The organism is Bacillus sp. FSL R9-9410 (genome assembly GCF_038050385.1).
Lineage (GTDB): Bacteria > Bacillota > Bacilli > Bacillales > Bacillaceae_G > Bacillus_A > Bacillus_A cereus_U.
The window spans coordinates 385,021-410,262 of record NZ_JBBOTV010000002.1; the positions used below are offsets into that span (position 1 = coordinate 385,021).

Genomic DNA, 25,242 nt, shown 5'->3' on the forward strand with positions numbered 1-25,242 from the left:
TCTCCCCCTCTGCCTTTTTATAAAGCTCGACTAATTACAAGCTTTTGTATTTCGCTCGTTCCTTCATATATTTGTGTGATCTTCGCATCACGGAAAAATCTTTCTACTGGATAATCTTTCGTATAACCATAACCACCAAATACTTGCACTGCTTCAATCGCAACTTCAACAGCCGTCTTAGAAGCAAATAATTTCGCAATAGAAGCTTCTTTACCGCATGGTAATCCTTGTGCTCTTAGCGATGCCGCTCTGTATACAAGTAATCGCGCTGCTTCTACGCTAGTCGCCATATCTGCAAGTTTGAATCCGATTCCTTGCTGCGCCGCAATTGGCTTTCCGAATTGCTCACGCTCTTTCGCATAATCAATCGCACATGCAAGCGCCGCTTCCGCGATTCCTAATGCCTGCGCTCCGATTCCAATTCGCCCAACATCTAAATTCGCCATTGCCACCTTAAATCCTTGTCCTTCTTCACCAAGTAAATTCTCAGCCGGCACTTTCATATCTTCAAACGTAAGTTGCACTGTACGCGAACCAAGAAGCCCCATCTTATGCTCATCTTTTCCGATGATTAAGCCTGGTGTATCTTTCTCAACTATAAATGCTGAAATCCCGCTTTTCCCCGCCTCTGGATTTGTAGACGCGAAGACGATATATGTACTTGCTTCACCACCATTTGTAATAAAGACTTTCGATCCATTAATGATGTAGTGATCGCCTTTCTTTACAGCTCTTGATTTCAAACTACCTGCATCTGATCCTGCATTCGGTTCTGTTAGAGCAAATGCGCCTAAATATTCACCAGTCGCCAGTTTAGAAACATATTTCTGCTTCTGTTCTTCTGTTCCGAAATACAAAATCGGATTCATTCCAACTGACGTATGTACAGCTAAAATTACACCAACCGTTGCGCTTACCTTTGAAATTTCTTCAATCGCTAGAATGTAAGAAATAAAATCCATTTCTGCCCCGCCATATTTTGCAGGCGCTGGAATACCCATTAGTCCAAGCTCACCCATCTTTTGCAAAATCTCTTTTGGGAACACCCCTTGTTCCATACTAGGAACAAAGGGAGCTATTTCCTTCTGCGCAAAATCTCGAACCATTTTCCTCATCATTTCTTGCTCTTCAGTAAAATGAAAATTCATGTACTTCGCCTCCGTTTGCTATATACCTTTTTAATAATTTGGTAAGACCACTACTTTAATAAAAGGAGGAATTTATTCGTAAACGTAGAAACCACGACCCGTTTTACGTCCTAACCATCCTGCATTCACATACTTACGTAATAATGGACATGGGCGATATTTACTATCTCCTAATCCTTCATGCAACACTTCCATAATGTATAAACACGTATCTAAACCGATAAAATCAGCTAATGTAAGTGGTCCCATCGGATGATTCATACCGAGTTTCATTACTTCATCAATCGCTTCTTTCGTCGCTACACCTTCATATAACGTATAGATCGCTTCGTTAATCATCGGTAATAAAATACGGTTCGATACAAACCCCGGGAAATCATTTACTTCAACTGGCACTTTTCCGATTTTTTTCGTAATATCCTCAATCGTTTCGTACACTGCATCATCTGTAGCTAAACCACGAATAATTTCAACGAGTTTCATAACTGGAACTGGATTCATAAAGTGCATGCCGATTACTTTTTCTGGGCGTTTCGTTACCGCTGCAATTTCCGTAATTGGTAAAGATGATGTATTCGTCGCTAAAATTGCATGTTCTGGAGCGATTTCATCTAGATTCACAAAAATTTTCTTTTTAATATCCATTTTTTCAACAGCTGCTTCAATCACAAGATCAGCTTCTTTGACACTATTGAAATCAAGCGTCCATGTAAGGCGATTTAAAGTCGCTTCTTTCTCTTCTTCCTTCATACGGCCTTTTTCTACTTGACGGGCTAAATTTTTCGAAATAACAGCTAGACCTCTCTCTAATTGCTCTTGCTTTAAATCTTGCACTTTCACATCATAGCCTGCCATTGCACACACTTGCGCGATACCTGAACCCATTTGTCCTGCACCAATTACAACTATTTTTTGTACACCCATTCTTTCTTCCCCCTTAATATAAGTTGTTAATAAACCCAAATCCCCTACACGTAAATTAACGAACTTCAATCATCACTGCATCACCTTGACCGCCACCGCTACAAATAGAAGCAATTCCAATTCCGCCACCGCGCTGCTTCAGTGCATGGATAAGTGTAACGATAATACGTGCTCCACTCGCTCCAATTGGATGCCCCATTGCTACAGCACCGCCATTTACATTCAATTTTTCTGGATCGATCCCTGCGATTTCTATACTTGCAATTGCTACCGCCGCAAATGCCTCATTGATTTCAAATAGATCGATGTCTTCAATTGTCTTACCTGTCTTTTTCAGCAATTCATTAATTGCATAACCTGGTGTTCTTGGAAAATCCTTCGATTCTACCGCAATCGCCGTATGCGCCAAAATTGTCGCTAATGGCTTTCTTCCTTCTTGCTTCGCTCTGTCCTCGCTCATTAATACAAGCGCAGCACCGCCATCATTTAGTCCAGGAGCATTACCAGCTGTCACTGCCGATGTCTTATCAAAAACAGGCTTTAATTTCGCTAATTTTTCAATCGTTGTATCTTCACGCGGCGCCTCATCCTTAGCCACGACGATAGGATCGCCTTTTCTTTGCTGAATTGTTACTGGTACAATCTCCTCTTCAAAACGACCTTCCTTATGTGCCGAAACCGCACGTTGATGGCTACGATATGCCCATTCATCTTGTGCTTCGCGGGAGATCCCATCCTCGTTTGCAACTTCTCCGCCATAAACACCCATGTGTATACCTGAAAATGCGCATGTTAAACCGTCTGCAACGTTTAAATCGATAACTTCGTTGTTACCCATTCTGTATCCCCATCTTGCCCCTCGTAAAATGTAAGGGCTGTTACTCATCGATTCCATTCCACCAGCTACAATCAGTGATTGATCACCAGTACGAATAATTTGATCCGCTAACGTAACTGCGCGAAGTCCTGATGCACAAACTTTATTTACTGTTTCTGTCTGCACTTCCCAAGGAATGCCGGCCGCTCTTGCTGCTTGGCGTGATGGAATTTGTCCTTGTCCTCCTTGGATAACCGTTCCGAATATAACTTCTTCAACATCACTAGCGGAAACATTCGCTCTTTCAAGCGCTGCCTTAATTGCAATTCCTCCAAGTTCTGTTGCTTTCACGTCTTTTAAAGTTCCTCCAAATTTTCCAACCGGTGTTCTTGCAGCACTTAAAATAACTGTTTTATTCATATTTCTTCCCCCATTTCTTTTTTTAGCACCGAGCGCTCGCTCGGTATCCTTACGCTTAGAAGAGGTGCAATTATTGCACCTCTTTCTCAAGTTGGATGCATGCCTACAAACTACATTGCTTCTTTCTTCTGCCCGATAACTGAGCGTTCTAAAATCTCCGTTACGTCCAAAGTTTGAACTGTTTCTTCAACTTCCTTCGCTTTCGTACCATCACTAATCATCGTTAAGCAATACGGACATCCTGTACCGATAATTGACGGCTGTACAGCTAGCGCTTGTTCTGTACGAGCAACGTTAATACGAGAACCTGCCGTTTCTTCCATCCACATTAGGCCGCCACCCGCACCACAGCACATTCCCGTTTCACGGTTACGTGCCATTTCTACAAGGTTTATACCTGGAATTGCTTTTAGAATATCGCGCGGCGCTTCGTATACTTCGTTGTATCTTCCTAAGTAACAGGAATCATGGTACGTAACTGTCTCTTCAATAGAATGGACAGGTTTTAAACGTCCTTCCTTCACCCACTGGGCTAGTAATTCTGTATGATGATAGACTTCTGCTTGTAAGCCAAAGTCCGGGTACTCATTTTTAAAAGTGTTATAAGCATGAGGGTCAATCGTAACGATTTTCTTCACTCCTGCTTTTTCAAATTCTTCAATGTTTTTAGTCGCCATTTCCTGGAATACAAATTCATTTCCAAGGCGGCGCGGTGTATCACCAGAGTTCTTTTCCTTATTACCAAGAATTGCGAATGAAATGCCTGCTTCGTTCATTAGCTTCGCAAATGATATCGCAATCTTCTGACTGCGATTGTCATACGAACCCATTGATCCAACCCAGAATAAGTATTCAAACTCTTCGCCAGCTTTTAATTTCTCCTTTACAGTTGGAACTGTTACTTCATCGTCACCTTGGCGCCATGTTTCACGCTCTTTACGGTTCAGTCCCCACGGATTTCCTTGACGCTCAATGTTTGTCATTGCACGCTGCGCTTCCGCGTCCATTTTTCCTTCTGTTAAAACGAGATAGCGGCGTAAATCAATAATTTTATCAACATGCTCATTCATAACTGGGCACTGGTCCTCACAGTTACGGCACGTTGTACATGCCCAAATCTCTTCTTCTGTAATAACATCTCCGATTAAACTCGGATCGTACGCTAGCGCTGTAGCCGCTGATTCTTGTTGTCCTTTTCCAGCTGCCATCATCGCTAACTGATTTCCTTGTGTATTATTAAAAGCAACAACTGGAACCCACGGTGCTTTTGATGTTACCGCTGCTCCTTTATCAGTTAAATGATCACGAAGTTTTAAAATTAAATCCATCGGTGATAACATTTTCCCTGTTCCTGTTGCCGGACACATATTTGTACAACGACCACATTCGACGCAAGAATATAAGTCGATAAGTTGATTTTGTCTAAAGTCTTCAATTTTACCAACACCGAATGTTTCTTGTGTTTCATCTTCAAAATCGATTTTTTCAAGTTTTCCTGGATTTGAAAGACGACCAAAAAATACGTTAACTGGTCCAGCAATTAAATGCGCATGTTTTGATTGTGGTACATAAACTAAAAATGTTAACAAAATAAGTAAATGCACCCACCAAGAGAAATAGAACACTGAAATGGCTACGGTTTCATTTATCCCCGAGAAAACGTAAGCGATTGCAGAAGCGATTGGTTCACTCCATGAAAGATCCTCACCGTGCCATATAATTCCCATCCCATTACCAAGTAGCACAGAAATCATTAAGCCACCGATAAAGATAAGGACAAGACCTGATTTGAAATTACGTTTTAAGCGAACAAGCTTTTCAACATAGCGTCTATGAAAAGCCCAAAAGACTGCAATTAAAATAACAAGTGTGACAATTTCCTGGAAGAATGTAAATGCAGGATATAGTGGTCCAAGTGGAAGATGTGATCCTGGTGCGAGCCCTTTCCAAACGAAGTCAATTGCTCCAAATTGGACAAGAATAAATCCGTAAAAAAACATAACGTGAATGATGCCGCTCTTTTTATCTTTCAGCAGCTTTTTTTGACCGAAAACATTGACCTTAAGGAGATCCCAACGCTCTTTAAAACGACGGTCAAATTCAATCTTTTTTCCTAATTGTATGTAGGCCATCCTCGTTCGTATAAGATATACAAACAAATATCCCGCATAAGCAATAACAGCAATGGCAGCCAGCCAATTAATGATTAGTAAGCTATTCATTTTATGCTACCCCTCTCTTTGTAAGCTCTCTTCCTTTTTTAGAATCTTCGAAAATATATAATTTTCTGAATTGTATCCCCTATTCCCATTATATAATGAGTGAGCATTCAGTCAACAGTTTTTTGTTATACAACAACACATTTTTTAATAAAGCTGTTTATTTCGGTGAAACTATAAAGTGAAACTTTACTCAGTAGGGAGCTGTTTATTCCCTACTGAGTATTAGCCCACACCAATCGGGCTTTTACGGGCTGTTGCCTCCCGCCCGACTCCTTTGAGTAAGCCTAATTTTGAGGTAGGAGGCTTACTGCCCGCAAATAGCGGGGTAAAGTGAAACTTTAATCGCCGGGGAGCTATTCATCCCCACTGATTATTAGTCCACACCAATCGGGCTTTTACGGGCAGCCCGAATCCCAACCAACTTCTTTGCTTTAACCCAATTTTGAGGCGGGAGTCTTACTGCCCGCAAATAGCGGAATAAAGTGAAGTTTTAATTTATAAAAAACTGATGGTGAAAAGACCGTGAAGGAGGGAATTTACTTATGTTTTTCTTATCTCTCTTGTTATTAGGCAGCGCTCTCTGGATTACAATCGACCTTTCATACGGGAGAATTGTTCATTTAAAGCGTGTACGTTCTCGTTCTTTCCCTTTACGTCAAAGTGATTTTCGCCTTTATACATACGGAAATGATTTGTACGATGCTCTCTTTACTGATATAAAACAAGCTAAACACCATGTGCACGTTTTATTTTTCATTGTAAAAAACGATGAGATAAGTCGTACGTTTTTAAAGTTACTTATCGATAAAGCACAAGAAGGAATTGAAGTAAGACTTTTACTCGACCGGTTTGGAAGTCATTATTTATCAAAAGAAGCGATGTACTCCCTACAAAAGCATGGTGTCTCTTTTTCATTTTGTCATAAAGTGAAATTTCCTTTTCCTTTCTTTTCTGCAAATCAAAGAAACCATAGAAAAATTACAGTTATTGACGGGAAAATTGGTTATATTGGTGGATTTAACATTGGCGAGGAATATTTAGGGCATAATCGAAGGTTAGGGTTATGGCGAGATTATCATTTACGTCTTACAGGAGAAGGGATACAAGATTTACAAAAACAATTTTTACATGATTGGCTCGACGATACAGACCAAAATTTATTAGATTCATCTCTTTATTTTCCTACGCAACAACCAGGGACCGTCCTACATCGTTTCATCCCTACTGATGGTGCCTATTTACAAAATACATTTTTACATTTAATCGAAAGCGCGAAAAAAGAACTCTTTATCGGTACACCATATTTTATTCCTGGAAAAAAAATTATGAATGCATTATTAAAAGCACGAAAACGTGGGGTTCAAATAACTATTCTCGTTCCACAAAAGGCTGATCACGCCCTCGTTCGAGAAGCAAAATTCCCATATTGCCGAAAGTTAATACAAGCTGGTTGTAATATTTACGCTTTTCAGCAAGGATTTTTCCACGCAAAAATTATTATAGTAGACGATCATATTTGCGATATCGGAACTGCTAATTTCGATATGAGAAGTTTATATATTAACCATGAAATCAATTGCCTTTTATACGATAAACATTTCATACAAGAAGTAAAAAGCAAATTCGAGGAAGATTTGGGACGCTCCTTATTACTTTCCTTTGAAGATGTCAGCCCCCTCTCCATTATCGATAGAGGAAAGGAATGGATAGGAACGATACTCGCGTTCTTTTTATAGAGAAATTTCAAGAGCCAAAGAGGTGCATCACATATGATAATTCGATTTGGATATGTCTCACATGCTACGGCATTATGGGACTGTTCGCCTGCCAAAACAATGACATTTACAAGCTGGAAAAAACTAAAAAAACAAGAGCGTGAAGATAAATTATATAATGTCACACTGCAAAATCTAGAACACACAATACGCATCCTTCATTACAATATTGCACACGAAATTCCATTATATCGTTTATCATCTTCTATCGTCCCGCTTGCAACACATCCTGAAGTTGAATTTGATTACATTCAACTATTTGCTCCACTATGGCGTAAAATAGGAGCATTAATTCAAGAACACAATTTACGCGTAAGTTTTCATCCCAATCAATTTACGCTATTTACAAGCGATAAACCACATATTACAACTAATGCAATTACAGATATGACCTATCATTATAACGTGTTACATGCTATGGGAATTGCAGATTCTTCCTACATTAATATCCATGTAGGTGGCGCGTATGGAAATAAGGAGGAGGCAATCGAACGTTTTCATGAAAACATACAAAAACTTCCTTACCATATAAAAAGACAAATGACTCTTGAAAATGACGATAAAACATATACAACTTCTGAAACTTTGGCTATTTGTCAAAAAGAAAAAATTCCTTTCGTGTTCGATTATCATCATCACATAGCGAACCTTTGTAATGAACCGCTAGAAGAATTACTTCCTATGATATTTAAAACTTGGTCACATACAAATGTCCTTCCTAAAGTTCATATTTCTTCCCCTAAATCAGAAAAAGAATTTAGGGCTCACGCAAGTTATATTGATTTAGAGTTTATTAAACCTTTTTTACACATTACAAAAAAAATTGATCATGATTTCGATATTATGATTGAAAGTAAACAAAAGGATTTAGCACTTCTTCAGTTAATAGATGAAATCTCTTCTATAAGGGGAGTGAAAAGAATAAAAGGCGCAACACTACAATGGTAAATTGTAACGTTGCGCTATTTTTTTCAAAAAGTATTTCTTATAGTAAAAAAGCTCCTGTTTTATATGCTATTATTTAAATTAGCATTTTCCCCCTATGATTCAACTTTATTGAAACGGAGCCATTATATGATCAATCAAAAAAAATATGTACAATTTGTCATGATGTATATTATTATATTTTCTCTTTGGATATTCCTTATCCCTAAGGACTTGAATATAAAAGAAATTGGAATTCTCTTCTTATTTTGTTTTGCTGCACTCTTTTCTTGCTATTGTTTATATAAAGCAATTAAAAAAATGAAGCGCGGTGATAAACTATTTTGGGTTTTACTACTATGTACTTGCCTATGTGGACTAACTATGGAAATAACTTTATTTCTTCATTCTCTTTCTATTTATGATCAAGTCATATTTTCATATAAAGCACTACCTTTTTTCATCGTACAATATATTTTGCTCTTTTCTGGCTTTGCTATAAAGTTCATAAAACATTACTCCATTAGAGGTCTTGCTCAATTTTCATTCGATAGCATCTTTATTGTTATTATGAATATTTACTTTACCTTAACCTTTATTTTAGACATTTCAAGCTTTCGTATGTTAACAACAGATACGTGGGTTTTAATTGGATATTTCATTGCACAATCATTAGTAATTTACGCCGTTATTAGCTTATATAGAAGAGAACAGTATTCTTCTAGTAGAATCTCATTAATTGTCGGCTTCACTATCATACTTGTTTACGGATATATACACCTGTTCCAGTTAAGATCAGGAATGGAAACTTCTTCTGAAGTCTCTTATTTAATACATACTGCTTCAATTTTATTAATCGGTTTATCGTCCATACTATACATTTTAGATAAACCAATGCAACATAAAACGAAAGCGAAATATTATCGATTCGATTATGTACGCTTTATATTGCCTTATTTTAGTATAATCATTACTTTTTCCTTTATTGTTACTCAACCTTGGGATGATAAGTTCATGCTAATCGGTCTAGTATTATCACTAATCTTATTATTCCTACGACAACTTTACATGTGGAAAGATAATCAAGTATTAATCGATACGTACGAACAGTTGACTACACAACTAGAAGACAAAGTCGAAGAAGGTGCATCTGCCCTATCAAAAAGTGAACAACGCTATAAATCTTTATTCGAAGATCATCCTGATGCTGTTTTTTCTTTAAATATGAACGGGATTTTTCAACAATCTAATAAGGCTTGTGAAAGTTTATTTACAGCCTATTATTGTGAAGTAACAAGCTATTCTCTTCTACACTTCATTGATCCACAAGATCATGAATTATTGAAGAAATCTTTACAAATTACAAAAGAAGGTAAGCCACAAACTCTAGAAATTCGTACAAAAAAAACAGAAGGCTATTATTATTACCTTCACATTACACTCATCCCTATTTTTATAAATAAGGAAGTTGTTGGAATGTTTGGTATCGCACGTGATATTACAACTTTATATGAAAAACAAAAGCAAGTAGAGCATATGGCTTTCCATGATGCACTTACAGGACTACCGAATCGCCGGAAATTCGAAAAAGATTTAAAAACGATTTTAAATACAGCTCAAAACAACACTAATGACGTTGCGGTCATGTTCCTTGACTTAGATCGATTTAAAAAAATTAACGATCGACTCGGCCATGATGTTGGGGATTTATTATTAATTGAAGTAGCCAAAAGATTACGTGGATGTTTGCGTTCAAAGGATATCGTTGCTCGTCAAGGGGGAGACGAGTTTACAATCTTATTACCAGATATGTACTCTGAAAAAAGTGCTGCTTTTATAGCTGAACAAATTTTAACTATATTAAATAAGCCTTACTTCATTAAAGATGAAGAACTTTCTGTTACACCGAGTATCGGAATTGCAATGTACCCTGACTACGGAACCGATGTAACCGAATTAATGAAAAATGCAGATATGGCTATGTATCGAGCAAAGGCGAATGGAAAAAACAGATTCGTTTTCTTCTCAAAAGAAATGAGTATTGCGCAAAATGAAATACACTTCCTAGAAGGTGAGCTTTCAAAAGCTCTGCAACAAAATGAATTTTTCCTTGAATATCAACCGCAAGTAAATACAAAAACAAAACAAATTATCGGTTTTGAGGCATTAATTCGCTGGAAACATCCAAAACTCGGAATTGTATCACCTGCCCAATTCATTCCTCTAGCGGAGGAAACAGGATTTATTATTGAACTTGGTAATTGGATTTTACGTGCCGCCTGCTTAGAAGCAAAGAAGTGGCATAACCAAGGATTTTCTCACTTAAAGGTTGGTGTAAATTTATCTGTTGTTCAATTTAACCGTTCAGATTTAATCCCAACTATTTCAAAAGTCTTGGAAGAAACCGAACTAAAACCGGAAGCACTAGATATTGAGATTACGGAAAGTATCGCGATTAATCAAAATCATTCTGTAGTTGCTAAACTAGAAGAACTTCAAAATCTCGGTATCCAAATTTCAATTGATGACTTTGGAACTGGTTATAGTTCTTTAGCTTATTTAACGAAATATCCAATCAATACATTAAAAATTGCTCGAGAATTTATTTGTGGAATTGCAAATAGCCCTTTAGAAGAAGCGATTATCGCTTCCATTATTACGCTATCAAAAGAATTAAATTTAGAGGTTATTGCGGAAGGTGTAGAAACAGAAGAACAATGGAAGTTTTTACACGAACAAAACTGTGACCACATTCAAGGATTCCTCTTTAGCAAACCTGTTTCTAGTAAAGATGTTTGGATGTTACTCCACAAAAAAACAACCGTCTAAGTAAGACGGTTGTTTTTTTTAATATTCAAAAGGTACATCTGAAGCTAATTGTATCTCTTGATCATTATGAGAAATCACTTGACTTTTCTCTAAAGCTGTATCTCCTAGTGAAATACCCCATGCCATCGCTAACGTTAATAGACTACCAATAAGTAGTTTTTTCATATTCCATCACCCACATTTTTTCTTTAAATATATCATGAAAATTTATCCATATCGTATGCAATTATGCATATTTGTTTTTTAGGTCTTTTTTATTTCTTCATTTTTTTTATAAGTGATTCTTTTAACGCATGGATTCCTAATATATCGAAAAAGAAGCACGCTTTTTCGTAAGCATCTTCAATTTCTGCTCTATCACACTCTAGCTTTTCTAGGCATTCACCTTTTTGATAGTATAACTGTCCAATCAATGTCATACTATTAATTTGACACGATAGTTCAATGGCTTTATTTACGTGACAAAGCGCTTCTTCGTATTGATTATCTAGGTATAATGCTTTTGCATGATTATGTCTCACCTTCACATCAAACTCTTTATTATCATGCAATGCCTCTAATTGTTTTAATATATTTTCAAATAACTCAATACTCTTCTTAAAATAGCCATTTTCAGCATAAATGTTTGCAATTGCGTTTTCAATATAAAGATTCTGATATACATCTATTCCTACCAATTGTTGATTGAGCAATTTCTTTAATTCTAAAATACAATAATCGTAATCGATTTTTTTCAATATGTAAGCAGCTACATGATATTGCCATTGAAGAAATTGCTCAAGCTCGGGATGATATTCTTCCTTTTTCAGCTCATTCCATACCCTATTATAAATTTCTTTATATTTCTTTTGCTTACAAAGCATAATAATTTGATCCTTTAACTGCTTATTCCTCTCAATATCAGAATAAATGAGTACCTCATAAAAATGAATAATGGGAACTTGTAATTTCGCCGCAATACCTTGCAATATATCCATACTTGGGTATACCGCGCCCGATTCAATTCGGCTCACTTCCGATTGGTGACATATATTATCGGACAACCGTTTTTGTGTTAATCCTCTCATCACCCTAATTTTCTTTATTTCACTTCCTAATTTTTCTGCGTGCATACTTACTCACCATCCCATTATAACAATCTAATTTTTTTAAGTTGTCATACCACTACAATAATGTGCATTCGACAATTTTTGATATGAAATAATGCATAATATATATAAAATTCGGCAAATTTCTCATACAATTCATCTCACATACACAATACAAGATTAGGAGTGTTATAGATGAATTATAGAAAACTTTCTAGTGCTTTCGTTACATTCGGTCTTCTTTGTCCTTTATCAACAGAAGCTATTCACGCTCAAGAATTAGATAAAAATGAAGTGAAAGTTGAAATTGCTCAGCCTGGTTTAACAATCGGAAAATTAACACAACCTCAAAATGATACGAAAGAGAATATTGCTAAAAAGTATTTAAAAGGTGAGGTAAATGGGGCTAAAGCTCAACAAGAGCAAGTTACTTCTGAAAAGAATGTCGATTTTCAACCTACAAATAAAGAAACAAAAGAAAATCAAACCGAATTACGCCTTGCACAAACGTACAAAAACTATAAAGTATATGGTCAAGATCTCATTGTAAAAGTAGATAAAAATGGAGTAATTACAACTGTTAGTGGTAAAGTTGCCCAAAATTTAGACCAACAACCTAATCTTACTATAACAAACTTTTTGTCGAAAAATGAAGTAAAATCTAAATTACGCAATATACTTCAAATTCCAAGTGATGCGACAGAAACAGAATTTTCTAGCGAAACGGTAGTTTATAAGAAAAAAGATGGCCACTATACATACGCAACGGTCCTTACATTTACTTATGAAAACAATGAACAAGTTATAAACGGAAATGCAATCATGGACTTACAAACTGGTGAAGTACTTTTCCAAGAAAAGTTCATTAAAAATAAAGAGAATAAAACTATTAATCAAGTAACAGCACCTAAACTATCACCAGCGAAAGAACCAGGAACTGGGAAAAATGCGCTACAAGAAAATGTATTATTTAATATCGCAAAAGGTACTGACGGAAAATTTTATTTAGCTGATTTATCCCGTGGAAATGGTATTTATATTTATAACGCAGACTATGCTGACTCTCTTGGTGGCGATAGCCAAGCCGGTTATCCAGGGACACTTATTTCAAGTAACACTTCGAACTTTGCAGATAAAGAAGCAGCTGGTGTTATGAAAAATATGAGTAATATTTACGACTATTTTAAGAAAGAACATAATCTAAAAAGTTACGATAATAAAGATTCAAAAGTTGTTGCTAGCGTCCACGGATTCGATTCTACTGAAGTTAGTGATGGTGTAAAAGAAAACTATGTAAATGCATTTTGGCATCCATCTTGGAATCAAATGGTCTTTGGTGATGGCCTAAACGGGAAATTAACCTCCGCTCTTGACGTAACAGCCCATGAATTTGGACATGCTGTATTTAGTGGTACGACGAAAAATAAAATTGTGAGATATCCAAGTGCTGAAACATCTGCACTAAATGAAGGTTTAGCAGACTTCTGGGGTACACAAATAGAATATTACGTAAAGAAAGATAAAGGAAATTGGATTATGGGCGATACGTTAGGCGGCCTAACAATTCGTGACATCCCAAGGGAAATTGGTGACGGTGGCAACAAACTATATACAAACTTACAAGATTTCTATAATGACGGAAATGATCAAGAGTCGCACGTAAATTCTGGTATCATTAGTCACGTATTATATCAATTAGCTGAGGGTAAGACATACAACGGGATTGCTGTTCAAAAACAAGGCAATGAAAAAGTAAGTAAAGTTGTTATGCGTGCATTGCAAAACTACGCAACTTCAGCAGAAGATTTTGAATCACTTCAATCCCACATCGTACAGGCTGCAAAAGATTTATATGGCAATACAACATCGACAGAATTCGAAAAGGCTTTCCAAGCACATGGATATAAAGCACTAGCAAAAATTAGTAAAGTAGTAGAAGTACAACAAGGAAAATAAGCAAAAAAGAAGTTTACCGATTATAGGTAAACTTCTTTTTCATATCCATCCCTTTTCTTCCGCAATTGTAATTGCCTCAATTCTATTTTTTGCATCGAGCTTCGTTAATACTTCAGAAATGTAATTACGAACTGTGCCAGGTGAAAGATAAAGTGCCTTCGCAATTTCATTTGCAGTCTTTCCTTCTTTCGCAAGTAACAGCACTTCTTTTTCGCGATCCGATAACGGATTCTGCTCTTGCCATAAGCCAAACATTAACTCTTGAGAAATCTCTCGTTTCCCTTTCATTACGTTACGAATTGCCGAAGCTAAATCCTCACTCGGACTATCTTTCAATAAATATCCGTGCACACCAGCTTTCATTGCCCTTTCAAAATAGCCCGGTCGTGCAAATGTTGTTAAAATCATTACTTTACAAGATGATTTTTCTTTCTTTAACGTTTCAGCAACATCTAAACCACTTTGAATCGGCATTTCAATATCCATAATACTTATATCTGGCTTTAACGATTCGATTAATTTTAACGCTTCTTCACCATTCGCAGCTTGCCCAACTACTTCAATATCATCTTCTAGATCAAGTAGGGCCCCTAATGCACCACGAAGCATCCGTTGATCTTCTGCAATAATAATTCGAATCATGCCCTCACCTCATCTTTTCCCGTTCTAATTACAATTGGAACTTTCACTGTTAACAGCGTCCCCGGATTAATCGTATCTAGCTCCACTAGACCGTCAATTAAGGCAATTCGTTCCTTCATACCACGAATGCCGTTTCCATCATGATTTTGCTCCTCTAAACCGACGCCATTATCTTCTACTTTTAAAATCAATTCACCTTGTGATTCTAATATAGAAACAATGCACACTGTCGCCTTACTATGCTTCACGACATTCGTAACTGCCTCACGTAAACACATACCTAAAATATTTTGCTCGATTGGCGATAACGAACTAGAATTAGCCTCCTGCTTTACTTCCAATTCAATATTAGCTGCTTGCAAAATCGCTTTTATTTGCTCAAGCTCTTCTTCTACTGTAATCATACGCATATCAGAAATTAATTCCCTCAGCTGTTTTAAAGCTGTACGAGATGTTTGTGTAATTTCCTTTGCCTCCATACTTGCACGTTCTGGATTTTTCACAATTAACTTCTCCACGAGCTGACTTTTCAAAGTAATAAGAGATAATGTGTGCCCTAACGTGTCATGAAGATCTCTTGCAATTCGCTGGCGCTCTTCACGTTTTACTAAGTCTTTAATTTGCTCGTTTGCTTCGTTTAGTTGATCCTTTAACATCTTTTTTTGATTGAAATTACGCATTCCAAATGGTGTAAGTAGCATCAAAATAAACATTGGAACTATATTCACTAAATTTGTAGTTGTTAGTTGATTAACATTTACAAATATAAAAGATCCAAGCATTGTAATCAACAGTCCTAATAACACTCGAAATACTTTTTTACTTGGCGCAAAGCCCATCGCACTTGCCGTGAAAAAACCAAAAAATATCATAAAAGCATTATAAAATAAGGCAAATAAAAAAATGAGTACCATTTGAATACATGCCCATAAAATGAACGTCTTATTAACAAAATAAAGTTGACGGTATGTGATAATAAAAAGCACCAACATACCGCTCCCTATCCCAAGTTTCCACCCTGATACCTGCGTTAGATGGTAAATCGGAAATAACAGATACACTAACCACATATATGGGAAGAAACCCATCTGTTTCGGAAAAATCTCAAACTTCTTCTCTATCATTTATACCGCTTCCTGTCTTTTTCTTATATATATTGATACTACAACAAATATAAGGAAATAACCTCCTAGTACCGCGATATTTTCCCATCCAATTGATTTTCCAGCTACAATATCCCATGCCCCGCTACCAAAATGATATGTTGGTGTCCATTCTCCAATAGTTCTTAATACTCTTGGGAATACTTCAATTGGCATCCATAATCCGCCAACTACAGCTAAGCTCATATTTAAAATATTAGCCAGGCCAGCAGCTGCATCCGCCTTTTTGATTGAACCTATTACTGTTCCGAGTGCTAAAAATGGTGTCACGCCTAATAATAACCATAATCCGGCACCAATCCATTGACCTACTGTTAACTCGACATTATTAATTAATATTCCTGCCATAAAAATAACTAAGATTGAAAAAGCATTCACTACTGTTTGAGCAATAATTTTAGCTGCTAAATATGCCCCCTCTGGAAGTGGTGTAATTTTTAAAAGATGTGTCCATCCTTGCCCTTTTTCCTGAGAAAGTCTCACACCGAAACTAAAAAGTGCAGTCCCTACAATACTGAACGTCGCCATTGAAATTAAATAATGTGCTTTCCAAGCATCTCCGTTTTGTGGGACTTGAATAACATTTGTGAAAATATAGTAAAACATAACTGGCATTAATAATGAGAAAAAGATAAATAATTTATTACGGAACGTACGTAAAATCTCTATTTTACATTGCATCCATAGTGCTCTCATGCGATTTCCCCCTTCTGATTTGCGACAAACTGCTCAAATGCTTCATCAAGACTTCCACGTTCAACTGAAATATCTGTTACAGGTAAGTTCTTTTGATAAATTGCTTGTAATGTGGCGTCTGTATCCTCTGTCGTTAATATAAATCGCCCGTCATTTGACTGTACTCCTGTTACGTGTGGTAATTCCTCTAACAAGTACATAGGAATATTCTCTTTCGAATAAAATGAAATCGTTTTTCGAGAAATCGTTGCTTTCATTTCATCCGGCGTACCATCTGCGATAATTTTTCCGTTTGCGAATAATAAAATGCGGTCCGCTAACGCATCTGCTTCTTCTAAATAGTGCGTCGTTAAAATAATCGTTTTTCCTTCACTTGCTAATTTTCTAATCGTTTCCCAAAATGTTTTTCGAGACGTAATATCCATTCCAACTGTCGGTTCATCTAAAAATAATAAATCTGGATTTCCTGCAAGTGCGAGTGCAAAATTTAACCTTCTCTTTTGACCACCTGATAACTTTTCACATCTTTGTTTTCGCTCTGATTCTAAATTTGATAACTGAAGTAATGTTTCTTTCGCTACTGGATTCGTATAATAACTACGGAATAACTCAATTGCCTCATCTACCGTGATACTATCAATCACACTTACTTCTTGCAGCATCGCACCAAGGCTATTACGAACATCTCTATGCTTCGGACTCTTTCCAAATATAGAGACATTCCCTTCTGTCGGATCTTTTAACCCGAGCATCATTGAAATTGTCGTTGTTTTCCCCGCACCATTTGGACCGAGTAATGCTACTATTTGCCCTTTATTTACATGAAATGAAACGTTATTTACTGCTTTTTTATGTTTAAATGTTTTAGAAACACCATTTACTTCAATAATCTTTTCCATCTCTCCACCCCCGCTGTTTCTTATATTTACATTGTATGCGCTGGAAAAGTTAGGAAACAGTATGATGCGTCATGACATCCATATGACAATTGTCATGTATTCTTTATGAGAGGAATCAGCCTGCATACCGCACGCGAGTAGCAGTACAAAAACAAACATGATACAATCGGATAAGACATATATTCGAGGAAGGACAGTGGTTTTCATGATTATTCGTAATGAACAAGATTTAGAAGGTTTACGAAAAATCGGCCGCATCGTTGCACTTGCACGCGAAGAAATGAAAAAACAAGCGAAGCCAGGTATGACAACGAAAGAGCTTGATTTAATTGGTAAAAAAGTATTAGACGAGAACGGTGCTATTTCAGCGCCTGAAAAAGAATATAAATTCCCAGGTGTAACTTGCATTAGTGTAAACGAAGAAGTTGCTCACGGCATTCCAAGCGATCGCGTATTAAAAGAAGGCGATTTAGTAAACGTAGACGTATCGGCAGCACTTGACGGCTATTATGCAGATACAGGTATCTCATTTGTTCTTGGCGACGATGAAGAAAAAGAAAAACTTTGCCAAGCAGCAGTAGACTCATTTTGGGAAGCAATGAAAAAAGTAAAAGCTGGCTCAAAACAAAATCAAATTGGTCGTGCTGTTTCTAACTTTGCACATAAAAATGGATATAACGTTATTCAAAACTTAACTGGTCACGGTATTGGCCTTAGCTTACACGAAGCTCCAAACCACATCTTAAGCTACTATGATCCAATGGATAATGCCCTTCTAAAAGACGGTCTTGTTATCGCTGTAGAACCATTCATCTCTATGAAAGCTGATCATATTATTGAGCGCGGTGATGATGGTTGGACATTCGTTACACCAGATAAAAGCCTTGTTGCACAATGTGAGCATACAGTTGTTGTCACTCGTGGTGAGCCAATTATTTTAACTCAACTATAATAAAAAACAGCCGTTTTGTAGATTCCTTCTACTAAATCGGCTGTTTTTTATTATTTTTAAGTATGTAACATCCCTATAAACAGAAAGCTTATACAAATAAAAAGGTGATACATCAAAGTATCACCTTTTTAACGGGGTGAGGCTGTCCAAAAGTACGGAAAACTCTTGAACAGCCTCGTATTTTCATATGGATGCCTTACATATATCACTGATGATAATTATGAAATGCGGAAACATAGTTACCATCACATGATTCAAACAAAAGAAAAGAAACCCTATAACGGATCTCTTTTCCCTACATAATCTAAAGTTTGGGTACACTAGATTCATGCAATGTAGGAGCCTTCAGAATAGAAAGCGATCCTTCATTTAAAATGATAGCATACATATATCCGCTGAAAATATGCAAATGTGCATATGGCGTTTTTTATTTCTCAACACAAATTTATTTAAAATTCAGACATATAAAGGTAAGATAAAGTGAAACTTTAATCAATGAGGGTTTTGTCCATCCCTCATTGATTATTAGCCCACACCAATCGGGCTTTTACGGGCAGCAGGGCTTCCATCTAACTTCTTTGCTTTATGAGATGGGGGTTTTACTGCCCAAAAGAAGACGGATAAAGTCGTTATCCGTCTTCTTTTGTCAGTCAGAGAGAATAGAAGAATGGGAGAGGAAAAAATGAGAAAATCACTGAAACAAAAAATAGTAAGCTCCTTGCTTGCTCTATCACTCGCCGTTAGCTTAGCTCCAATCGGACAAGCAAAAGCTGATTCCACGTCAGAAGTTACACAGACTCCACCTATTACAAAACAAGTTGATGCAAGCCGCGCCATCGAGCATATCCGTTTCTTATCCGAAACAATCGGTCCCCGTCCAGGTGGTACAAAATCAGAAGAATGGGCTTCTCGCTATGTTGGCATGCAGCTTAAGTCAATGGGATATGAAGTAGAGTATCAGCCCTTTCAAGTGCCGGATCAATACGTTGGATTTATCGAATCACCATTAGGGACAAAGCGTAATTGGCAAGCTGGTGCTGCTCCCAATTCACTAATTTCTACAGAAGCTGTTACAGCTCCGCTTATCTTTGTTCAAGGTGGTACAAAATTGGACGATATTCCAAATGAGGTAAACGGAAAAATTATTTTATTCGAAAGAGGTGCAACAGTAGCAGATTATAATAAACAAGTTGAAAATGCTGTTAGCAAAGGGGCAAAAGGGGTTCTTTTATACAGTTTAATTGGAGGTCGCGGAAACTACGGACAAACCTTCAATCCTCGCTTAACTAAAAAGCAGTCTATCCCTGTCTTTGGTCTTGCTTATGCTCAAGGAAATGCGTTTAAAGAAGAAATCGCTAAAAAAGAGACAACAATTCTTTCCCTAAAAGCGAGACATGAATCTAATTTAACATCCCTAAATGTCATCGCAAAAAAGAAACCAAAAAATAGTACAGGTAATGAAAAAGCTGTCGTTGTAAGTTCACACTATGATAGTGTCGTTGGAGCACCTGGAGCGAATGATAACGCTTCCGGTACAGGATTAATATTAGAACTAGCTCGTGCTTTTCAAAATGTAGAAACTGATAAAGAAGTCCGCTTTATCGCTTTTGGTTCTGAAGAAACTGGTTTACTCGGTTCTGAATATTACGTAGAAAACTTATCACAAAAAGAACGTAATCGTATTTTAGGTGTCTTCAACGCTGATATGGTTGCAACAAATTATGATAAAGCAAAGAATTTATACGCTATGACTCCTGAGGGTTCCAAGAACTTTGTAACAGATGCCGCTTTACAAGCAGGTAAACAATTAAATAATGATCTCGTTCTTCAAGGAAAATTTGGCTCTAGTGATCACGTACCATTTGCTGAAGTTGGTATTCCTTCTGCACTATTTATTTGGATGGGCGTAGATAGTTGGAATCCATTAATCTATCATATTGAAAAGGTATATCATACACCTCAAGATAATGTATTTGAGAATATTTCACCAGAACGTATGAAAATGGCATTAGAGGTCATTGGAACCGGTGTCTATAATACCCTTCAACCTGCCGTGAAAACAGGACAAAAAGCTGCTTAATACTATTTCAAGCCACCGATTAATCGGTGGCTGTTTATTGAGAAAAAATAAATATGCATAAAAGCATATTTATTACATGGTATTATCGTGTATAATTAAAATTGTAATATATAAATAAAAACACATTTATTACATCTCATTATCATGTAGAATAAAAATTGTAATAATATTGATTACATCTAATAAAGAGGTTTTTCAATTTTGAAAAAATTATTCTTGCAGTTGCGTGAACTTTAACTTGAATTTCAGGAATTAATGCTTTTATTCCTGAAATAAACGTTGCAGCAACTACTCAAGAACAAAGCTTTCCAAAATACTATTTCTAAATTAGCCATAAAAATGGCTATGCATTCATCTAAAACTTAATGGAACATGGTCATTGACCTTAAATTACATGAGATAGGACACCACATTCTAAGCCTATGATAATAGACTTCTTAAAAGCAGCTTTATTATCGCTTTAGAGCCGCTTATCTCTATGAAAGCTGACCATATTATTGGGCCGTTGATTGAGTCCAACTTGAAACTGTTCTCTTTTTTCTATAAAAAAAACCCTTCAGGTTGCATTCTTCCCTTCACTTTATCGTGAAGTTTTTGAATACTTACCTAAAGGGCGTAATATCAATAGTAATTTTTCAACTTGTCTGCTACTCAGATTACGGTTTAATCAATAATCTAAAGCTTTTTTATTATTTTATTCGCTGACGAGCAAATAGAATTCCACCTAAAAGGAACAATACCATACCGCCAAGAATTGAAATCATTTCTGCTGATGTTCCTCCTGTGTTAGGAAGTAATGTTGGCTTATCATTTTCTGTAGTAGGTGGAACTTTTGAATCGCTATTTTTGTCTGTATTTGTGTTTGGATCTGTACCTGGATCTTTTGGATTTGTGCTTGGATCTTTCGGATCTGTGCTTGGATCTTTCGGATCTACATTTGGTTCGTCCTTGATTTTTGTATTTGTGATGTCATAACCATTTACTTCGGATTTATATCCCGCTACTGGTTGTTCTTTCACTTCATACTTGTACGCTACTCCGTTTGCATCATATACTTGTAGTTTTTCAAACGTGTACTTCCAGTTTGTTTCCACGCTTACTTCTTTCGTATCAATCACTTTACCATTTTGCAATAAATCTACTTTGATGGATGCTGGACGATCTGTTGCGTTGTTATCAATCCAGACTTTCTTACCACTGATTTCTGTTGTTTCTGTATTTTTGTAAGTGTTCGTAATCGTTGTTCCGTCTACTTTTGTTTCATAGTCTTTCACTTTTACTTCACTTACTGTGTACGTGTACGCATTTCCTTGTCCATCGTACTTTGGTAGATCTGTGAAACTGAAAGTCCAGTTACCTTTTTCATCAGCTTTCACTTCTTTTGTTTGGAACTCTGTTGTTCCATTTTGAAGTAATTGAACTGTGATGCTTTCCGGACGTGTCTTGAATTGGTTGTTATAGTCTTCCCAGACTTTCTTGCCACTTAGTTCTGTTTTGTCCGTATTCTTGTAGGTGTTCGTAATTGTTGTTCCGTCTACTTTTACTTCATAGTCTTTCACTTTTACTTCACTTAATTTGTACTCGAACTCTTTTCCTTGTTCATCGTACTTCGGAAGATCTTTGAAACTGAAGTTCCAGTTTCCTTCTTGATCAGCTTTTACTTCTTGCTCTTTAAACACTTTATCACCTTGAAGCAATTGAACTGTGATGCTTTCCGGACGTGTCTTGAATTGGTTGTTATAGTCTTTCCAGACTTTCTTGCCACTTAGTTCTGTTTTGTCCGTATTCTTGTAAGTATTCGTAATTGTTGTTCCGTCTACTTTTGTTTCATAGCGGTCAACCTTTACTTCTCCTACTGTGTACACGAACTCTTTTCCTTGTTCATCGTACTTTGGTAGATCTGTGAAACTGAAAGTCCAGTTACCTTTTTCATCAGCTTTCACTTCTTTTGTTTGGAACTCTGTTGTTCCATTTTGAAGTAATTGAACTGTGATGCTTTCCGGACGTGTCTTGAATTGGTTGTTGTAGTCAACCCATACTTTCTTACCACTTAGTTCTGTTGTTTCCACATTCTTGTAAGTATTCGTAATTGTTGTTCCGTCTACTTTTGTTTCATAGCGGTCAACCTTTACTTCTCCTACTGTGTACACGAACTCTTTTCCTTGTTCATCGTACTTTGGTAGATCTGTGAAACTGAAAGTCCAGTTACCTTTTTCATCAGCTTTCACTTCTTGCTCTTTAAACACTTTATCACCTTGAAGCAATTGAACTGTGATGCTTTCCGGACGTGTCTTGAATTGGTTGTTATAGTCTTTCCAGACTTTCTTGCCACTTAGTTCTGTTTTGTCCGTATTCTTGTAAGTATTCGTAATTGTTGTTCCGTCTACTTTTGTTTCATAGCGGTCAACCTTTACTTCTCCTACTGTGTACACGAACTCTTTTCCTTGTTCATCGTACTTTGGTAGATCTGTGAAACTGAAAGTCCAGTTACCTTTTTCATCAGCTTTCACTTCTTTTGTTTGGAACTCTGTTGTTCCATTTTGAAGTAATTGAACTGTGATGCTTTCCGGACGTGTCTTGAATTGGTTGTTGTAGTCAACCCATACTTTCTTACCACTTAGTTCTGTTGTTTCCACATTCTTGTAAGTATTCGTAATTGTTGTTCCGTCTACTTTTGTTTCATAGCGGTCAACCTTTACTTCTCCTACTGTGTACACGAACTCTTTTCCTTGTTCATCGTACTTTGGTAGATCTGTGAAACTGAAAGTCCAGTTACCTTTTTCATCAGCTTTCACTTCTTTTGTTTGGAACTCTGTTGTTCCATTTTGAAGTAATTGAACTGTGATGCTTTCCGGACGTGTCTTGAATTGGTTGTTGTAGTCAACCCATACTTTCTTATCACTTAGTTCTGTTGTTTCCACATTCTTGTAGGTGTTCGTAATTGTTGTTCCGTCTACTTTTACTTCATAGTCTTTCACTTTTACTTCACTTAATTTGTACTCGAACTCTTTTCCTTGTTCATCGTACTTCGGAAGATCTTTGAAACTGAAGTTCCAGTTTCCTTCTTGATCAGCTTTTACTTCTTGCTCTTTAAACACTTTATCACCTTGAAGCAATTGAACTGTGATGCTTGGTGGGCGTGTGTTGAACTGATTGTTGTAGTCATACCACGTCTTCGTCCCTGAAACAGATGTGGTTTTTACTTTATTTGGAATATCCAGTTCGACTCCACTTTCATCATCTGATTTTATTTCAAACTCTACTTTTTTCTGAGGATCGAAATCAATATAGTCTGGAGCTGAAACCTCTTGTACATAATATTTACCTGGTGATAATTGAGGCGTTTCAACTATCCCTTTTTCATTTGTTTTATATTCGTCCCCAACTTGTTCACCCGACTCTTTATACAACTTAAATGAAACATTTGGGATTACTTTTTCTTTATTTCCTTCAATATATTTAACAATTTTAAGCTTTCCTTTTGGGACTTGGTTGCCGTCAATATCACCGCCACCTGACATATTTTTAGTTTCGGCAGTGCCCGAATCAGAAACCGGGTCCTTGTGTAGAATTTGGTAATCAATCGTATAATCATTCTTAAAGTAATCTTGCTTCTTTCCAGCTTCCGTTATATTAGATGTATATTGAACCGTAAAAGAGGCAAGGCGTGCTTTATTTTGATTAAGCACAACTTTAAATGAGTTGTCACTAGTAAAGGTAATCTTTCCATAACCTTGGTTTTCAAAATCCTTTAGCGCTAAGCTTCGATTACCTAGATAATCATTAACAGTTATATAGAAACTATCCTTATTAAGTGTTTGGCCTTCTTGTAATTTATCAGTCACAACAATATCGCGACTTAACTCTTTTTTATCTAAGTTTATATTTAAGAACCAGCGTACTTCATTTTCATCACCGCGCATATCTCCAGCTTTATAGAAAAACGGGTTCTCTCCAGGGTCTGTACCACCGCCGTCTTTTGGACCGGTAATTGTTACACCTTGCTTATCTAAATTTGTACCAAAATTTGTTTCAATCTCTTTCTTTTGATCAGTTCCTACACCAGTGGCTGTCACATTAAAGTATAAATTCCCTAGAATATTTTCATATGCATCTACTTTATCATTAAATGTACATACCACAGTACCTGCATTTACTTTACAAATACCATAATCCTTTAACTGAATCGTTCCCTTAAATCCTTCTAATTCTGGAGGCAATGTTAATGTTAGTGTGTCCCCAGGCTTCAGCCTAACTCCATTTTTTTCACTGAAGTTTACAGTTATTCCTGTCGATTCTCCGGTCTGTAGATCTTTTTTATCTATCGTAAAATTATCCACAAACCCTACTGTATTTAACTCTTGTGCATTTGCCACTATACCTAAAAAACTCTGACCTATAGTAAACATGAAAATCATTATAATCGAAAAAATCGAAGTAACTCTTTTTAAATACATATTTTATGTTATCCTCCTATAAGATTAAAAATAGATAGATCCTGGTACAAGCATACTATGACAAAGATTCTACTATTCAATGTCATTAAGCCACTTTACTAAAACTTGTTTGACAGCTATTATCATCTTTTTCTCTTTTTCAATCCTTCTATTACTTAAAAAATTGCAGTTTGACTTTTATATAGATTCATCTAATTTCTCCGGCATTTTATTTATCGTATATACTGTTTAACAAAAACAGATACAGGAC

16 protein-coding genes and 2 pseudogenes are annotated in these 25,242 nt (G+C 36.5%); 7 read left to right on the forward strand and 11 right to left on the reverse strand.

Annotation, left to right across the window (positions count from 1 at the left end):
* Nucleotides 1-17: 17 nt before the first annotated feature.
* From MKX77_RS25940 to MKX77_RS25955, 4 genes and pseudogenes are all read right to left on the reverse strand, one after another.
* Nucleotides 18-1,148, reverse strand: coding sequence for an acyl-CoA dehydrogenase (locus MKX77_RS25940; protein WP_341308174.1), 1,131 nt, complete (start codon nucleotides 1,146-1,148; stop codon nucleotides 18-20).
* Nucleotides 1,149-1,220: 72 nt separating this feature from the next.
* Nucleotides 1,221-2,072, reverse strand: coding sequence for a 3-hydroxybutyryl-CoA dehydrogenase (locus MKX77_RS25945; protein ID WP_215554824.1), 852 nt, complete (start codon nucleotides 2,070-2,072; stop codon nucleotides 1,221-1,223).
* 55 nt (nucleotides 2,073-2,127) lie between these two features.
* A pseudogene (locus MKX77_RS25950) lies at nucleotides 2,128-3,383 on the reverse strand (acetyl-CoA C-acetyltransferase).
* Between the two features lie 36 nt (nucleotides 3,384-3,419).
* Nucleotides 3,420-5,531, reverse strand: a complete 2,112-nt coding sequence (locus MKX77_RS25955; RefSeq protein WP_341308175.1) for a (Fe-S)-binding protein — start codon at nucleotides 5,529-5,531, stop codon at nucleotides 3,420-3,422.
* A gap of 542 nt (nucleotides 5,532-6,073) precedes the next feature.
* Here MKX77_RS25955 and cls point away from each other — a divergent pair.
* The 3 genes from cls (at nucleotide 6,074) to MKX77_RS25970 (ending at nucleotide 11,059) form a co-directional block, all read left to right on the forward strand.
* Entirely contained in the window at nucleotides 6,074-7,267 is a 1,194-nt protein-coding gene (cls, locus tag MKX77_RS25960) for a cardiolipin synthase (protein WP_341308176.1), read from the forward strand.
* A gap of 33 nt (nucleotides 7,268-7,300) precedes the next feature.
* A complete protein-coding gene (gene uvsE, locus MKX77_RS25965) occupies nucleotides 7,301-8,254 on the forward strand; it encodes a UV DNA damage repair endonuclease UvsE (RefSeq protein ID WP_341308177.1) in 954 nt (317 codons plus the stop codon).
* Between the two features lie 126 nt (nucleotides 8,255-8,380).
* Nucleotides 8,381-11,059, forward strand: coding sequence for a DUF4084 domain-containing protein (locus tag MKX77_RS25970; protein ID WP_341308178.1), 2,679 nt, complete (start codon nucleotides 8,381-8,383; stop codon nucleotides 11,057-11,059).
* Nucleotides 11,060-11,077: 18 nt separating this feature from the next.
* Here the strand turns inward: MKX77_RS25970 and papR are convergent, their stop codons facing one another.
* A complete protein-coding gene (gene papR, locus MKX77_RS25975) occupies nucleotides 11,078-11,224 on the reverse strand; it encodes a quorum-sensing peptide PapR (RefSeq protein WP_002159754.1) in 147 nt (48 codons plus the stop codon).
* 89 nt (nucleotides 11,225-11,313) lie between these two features.
* The gene (locus MKX77_RS25980) at nucleotides 11,314-12,171 is read right to left on the reverse strand and encodes a helix-turn-helix domain-containing protein (protein WP_002016331.1); all 858 of its coding nucleotides are present in this window, start codon (nucleotides 12,169-12,171) and stop codon (nucleotides 11,314-11,316) included.
* 171 nt (nucleotides 12,172-12,342) lie between these two features.
* On the opposite strand from MKX77_RS25980, the gene MKX77_RS25985 reads away from it, so the two are divergent.
* Nucleotides 12,343-14,103 carry a M4 family metallopeptidase gene (locus MKX77_RS25985; RefSeq protein WP_341308179.1) on the forward strand — a complete coding sequence of 587 codons (1,761 nt, stop codon included), beginning with the start codon at nucleotides 12,343-12,345 and terminating at the stop codon, nucleotides 14,101-14,103.
* Nucleotides 14,104-14,142: 39 nt separating this feature from the next.
* On the opposite strand, the gene MKX77_RS25990 is transcribed toward MKX77_RS25985, so the two are convergent.
* The 4 genes from MKX77_RS25990 to MKX77_RS26005 are packed head-to-tail and all read right to left on the reverse strand — an operon-like array spanning nucleotide 14,143 to nucleotide 17,503.
* Nucleotides 14,143-14,745 (reverse strand): response regulator transcription factor, encoded by a 603-nt coding sequence (locus tag MKX77_RS25990; RefSeq protein ID WP_215554831.1) that lies wholly within the window; start codon nucleotides 14,743-14,745, stop codon nucleotides 14,143-14,145.
* Entirely contained in the window at nucleotides 14,742-15,869 is a 1,128-nt protein-coding gene (locus MKX77_RS25995) for a sensor histidine kinase (RefSeq protein WP_341308180.1), read from the reverse strand. The genes MKX77_RS25990 and MKX77_RS25995 overlap by 4 nt, the downstream gene beginning before the upstream one ends.
* Complete coding sequence (locus tag MKX77_RS26000) at nucleotides 15,870-16,604, reverse strand: ABC transporter permease (RefSeq protein WP_215554833.1); 735 nt, start codon at nucleotides 16,602-16,604, stop codon at nucleotides 15,870-15,872. It lies immediately after the preceding gene.
* The gene (locus MKX77_RS26005; protein WP_215554834.1) at nucleotides 16,601-17,503 is read right to left on the reverse strand and encodes an ABC transporter ATP-binding protein; all 903 of its coding nucleotides are present in this window, start codon (nucleotides 17,501-17,503) and stop codon (nucleotides 16,601-16,603) included. The genes MKX77_RS26000 and MKX77_RS26005 overlap by 4 nt, the downstream gene beginning before the upstream one ends.
* 157 nt (nucleotides 17,504-17,660) lie before the next feature.
* Here MKX77_RS26005 and map point away from each other — a divergent pair, with 157 nt between their 5' ends.
* The 3 genes and pseudogenes from map to MKX77_RS26020 all read left to right on the forward strand — a co-directional run.
* The gene (gene map / locus MKX77_RS26010) at nucleotides 17,661-18,455 is read left to right on the forward strand and encodes a type I methionyl aminopeptidase (protein WP_063219239.1); all 795 of its coding nucleotides are present in this window, start codon (nucleotides 17,661-17,663) and stop codon (nucleotides 18,453-18,455) included.
* A gap of 682 nt (nucleotides 18,456-19,137) precedes the next feature.
* Nucleotides 19,138-20,535 (forward strand): M28 family metallopeptidase, encoded by a 1,398-nt coding sequence (locus tag MKX77_RS26015; protein WP_341308181.1) that lies wholly within the window; start codon nucleotides 19,138-19,140, stop codon nucleotides 20,533-20,535.
* 329 nt (nucleotides 20,536-20,864) lie between these two features.
* Nucleotides 20,865-21,034, forward strand: a pseudogene (locus tag MKX77_RS26020) (type I methionyl aminopeptidase); the annotation flags it as partial.
* Between the two features lie 190 nt (nucleotides 21,035-21,224).
* On the opposite strand, the gene MKX77_RS26025 reads toward MKX77_RS26020, so the two are convergent.
* Complete coding sequence (locus MKX77_RS26025) at nucleotides 21,225-24,992, reverse strand: Cna B-type domain-containing protein (protein ID WP_341308182.1); 3,768 nt, start codon at nucleotides 24,990-24,992, stop codon at nucleotides 21,225-21,227.
* Nucleotides 24,993-25,242: the final 250 nt, after the last annotated feature.

What these genes read in the sequence shown, in the direction of transcription:
- MKX77_RS25940 (WP_341308174.1), bottom strand. Translation starts at nt 1,148, where the DNA reads ATGAATTTTCATTTTACTGAAGAGCAAGAAATGATGAGGAAAATGGTT.
- MKX77_RS25945 (WP_215554824.1), bottom strand. Translation starts at nt 2,072, where the DNA reads ATGGGTGTACAAAAAATAGTTGTAATTGGTGCAGGACAAATGGGTTCA.
- MKX77_RS25955 (WP_341308175.1), bottom strand. Translation starts at nt 5,531, where the DNA reads ATGAATAGCTTACTAATCATTAATTGGCTGGCTGCCATTGCTGTTATT.
- cls (WP_341308176.1), top strand. Translation starts at nt 6,074, where the DNA reads ATGTTTTTCTTATCTCTCTTGTTATTAGGCAGCGCTCTCTGGATTACA.
- uvsE (WP_341308177.1), top strand. Translation starts at nt 7,301, where the DNA reads ATGATAATTCGATTTGGATATGTCTCACATGCTACGGCATTATGGGAC.
- MKX77_RS25970 (WP_341308178.1), top strand. Translation starts at nt 8,381, where the DNA reads ATGATCAATCAAAAAAAATATGTACAATTTGTCATGATGTATATTATT.
- papR (WP_002159754.1), bottom strand. Translation starts at nt 11,224, where the DNA reads ATGAAAAAACTACTTATTGGTAGTCTATTAACGTTAGCGATGGCATGG.
- MKX77_RS25980 (WP_002016331.1), bottom strand. Translation starts at nt 12,171, where the DNA reads ATGCACGCAGAAAAATTAGGAAGTGAAATAAAGAAAATTAGGGTGATG.
- MKX77_RS25985 (WP_341308179.1), top strand. Translation starts at nt 12,343, where the DNA reads ATGAATTATAGAAAACTTTCTAGTGCTTTCGTTACATTCGGTCTTCTT.
- MKX77_RS25990 (WP_215554831.1), bottom strand. Translation starts at nt 14,745, where the DNA reads ATGATTCGAATTATTATTGCAGAAGATCAACGGATGCTTCGTGGTGCA.
- MKX77_RS25995 (WP_341308180.1), bottom strand. Translation starts at nt 15,869, where the DNA reads ATGATAGAGAAGAAGTTTGAGATTTTTCCGAAACAGATGGGTTTCTTC.
- MKX77_RS26000 (WP_215554833.1), bottom strand. Translation starts at nt 16,604, where the DNA reads ATGAGAGCACTATGGATGCAATGTAAAATAGAGATTTTACGTACGTTC.
- MKX77_RS26005 (WP_215554834.1), bottom strand. Translation starts at nt 17,503, where the DNA reads ATGGAAAAGATTATTGAAGTAAATGGTGTTTCTAAAACATTTAAACAT.
- map (WP_063219239.1), top strand. Translation starts at nt 17,661, where the DNA reads ATGATACAATCGGATAAGACATATATTCGAGGAAGGACAGTGGTTTTC.
- MKX77_RS26015 (WP_341308181.1), top strand. Translation starts at nt 19,138, where the DNA reads ATGAGAAAATCACTGAAACAAAAAATAGTAAGCTCCTTGCTTGCTCTA.
- MKX77_RS26025 (WP_341308182.1), bottom strand. Translation starts at nt 24,992, where the DNA reads ATGTATTTAAAAAGAGTTACTTCGATTTTTTCGATTATAATGATTTTC.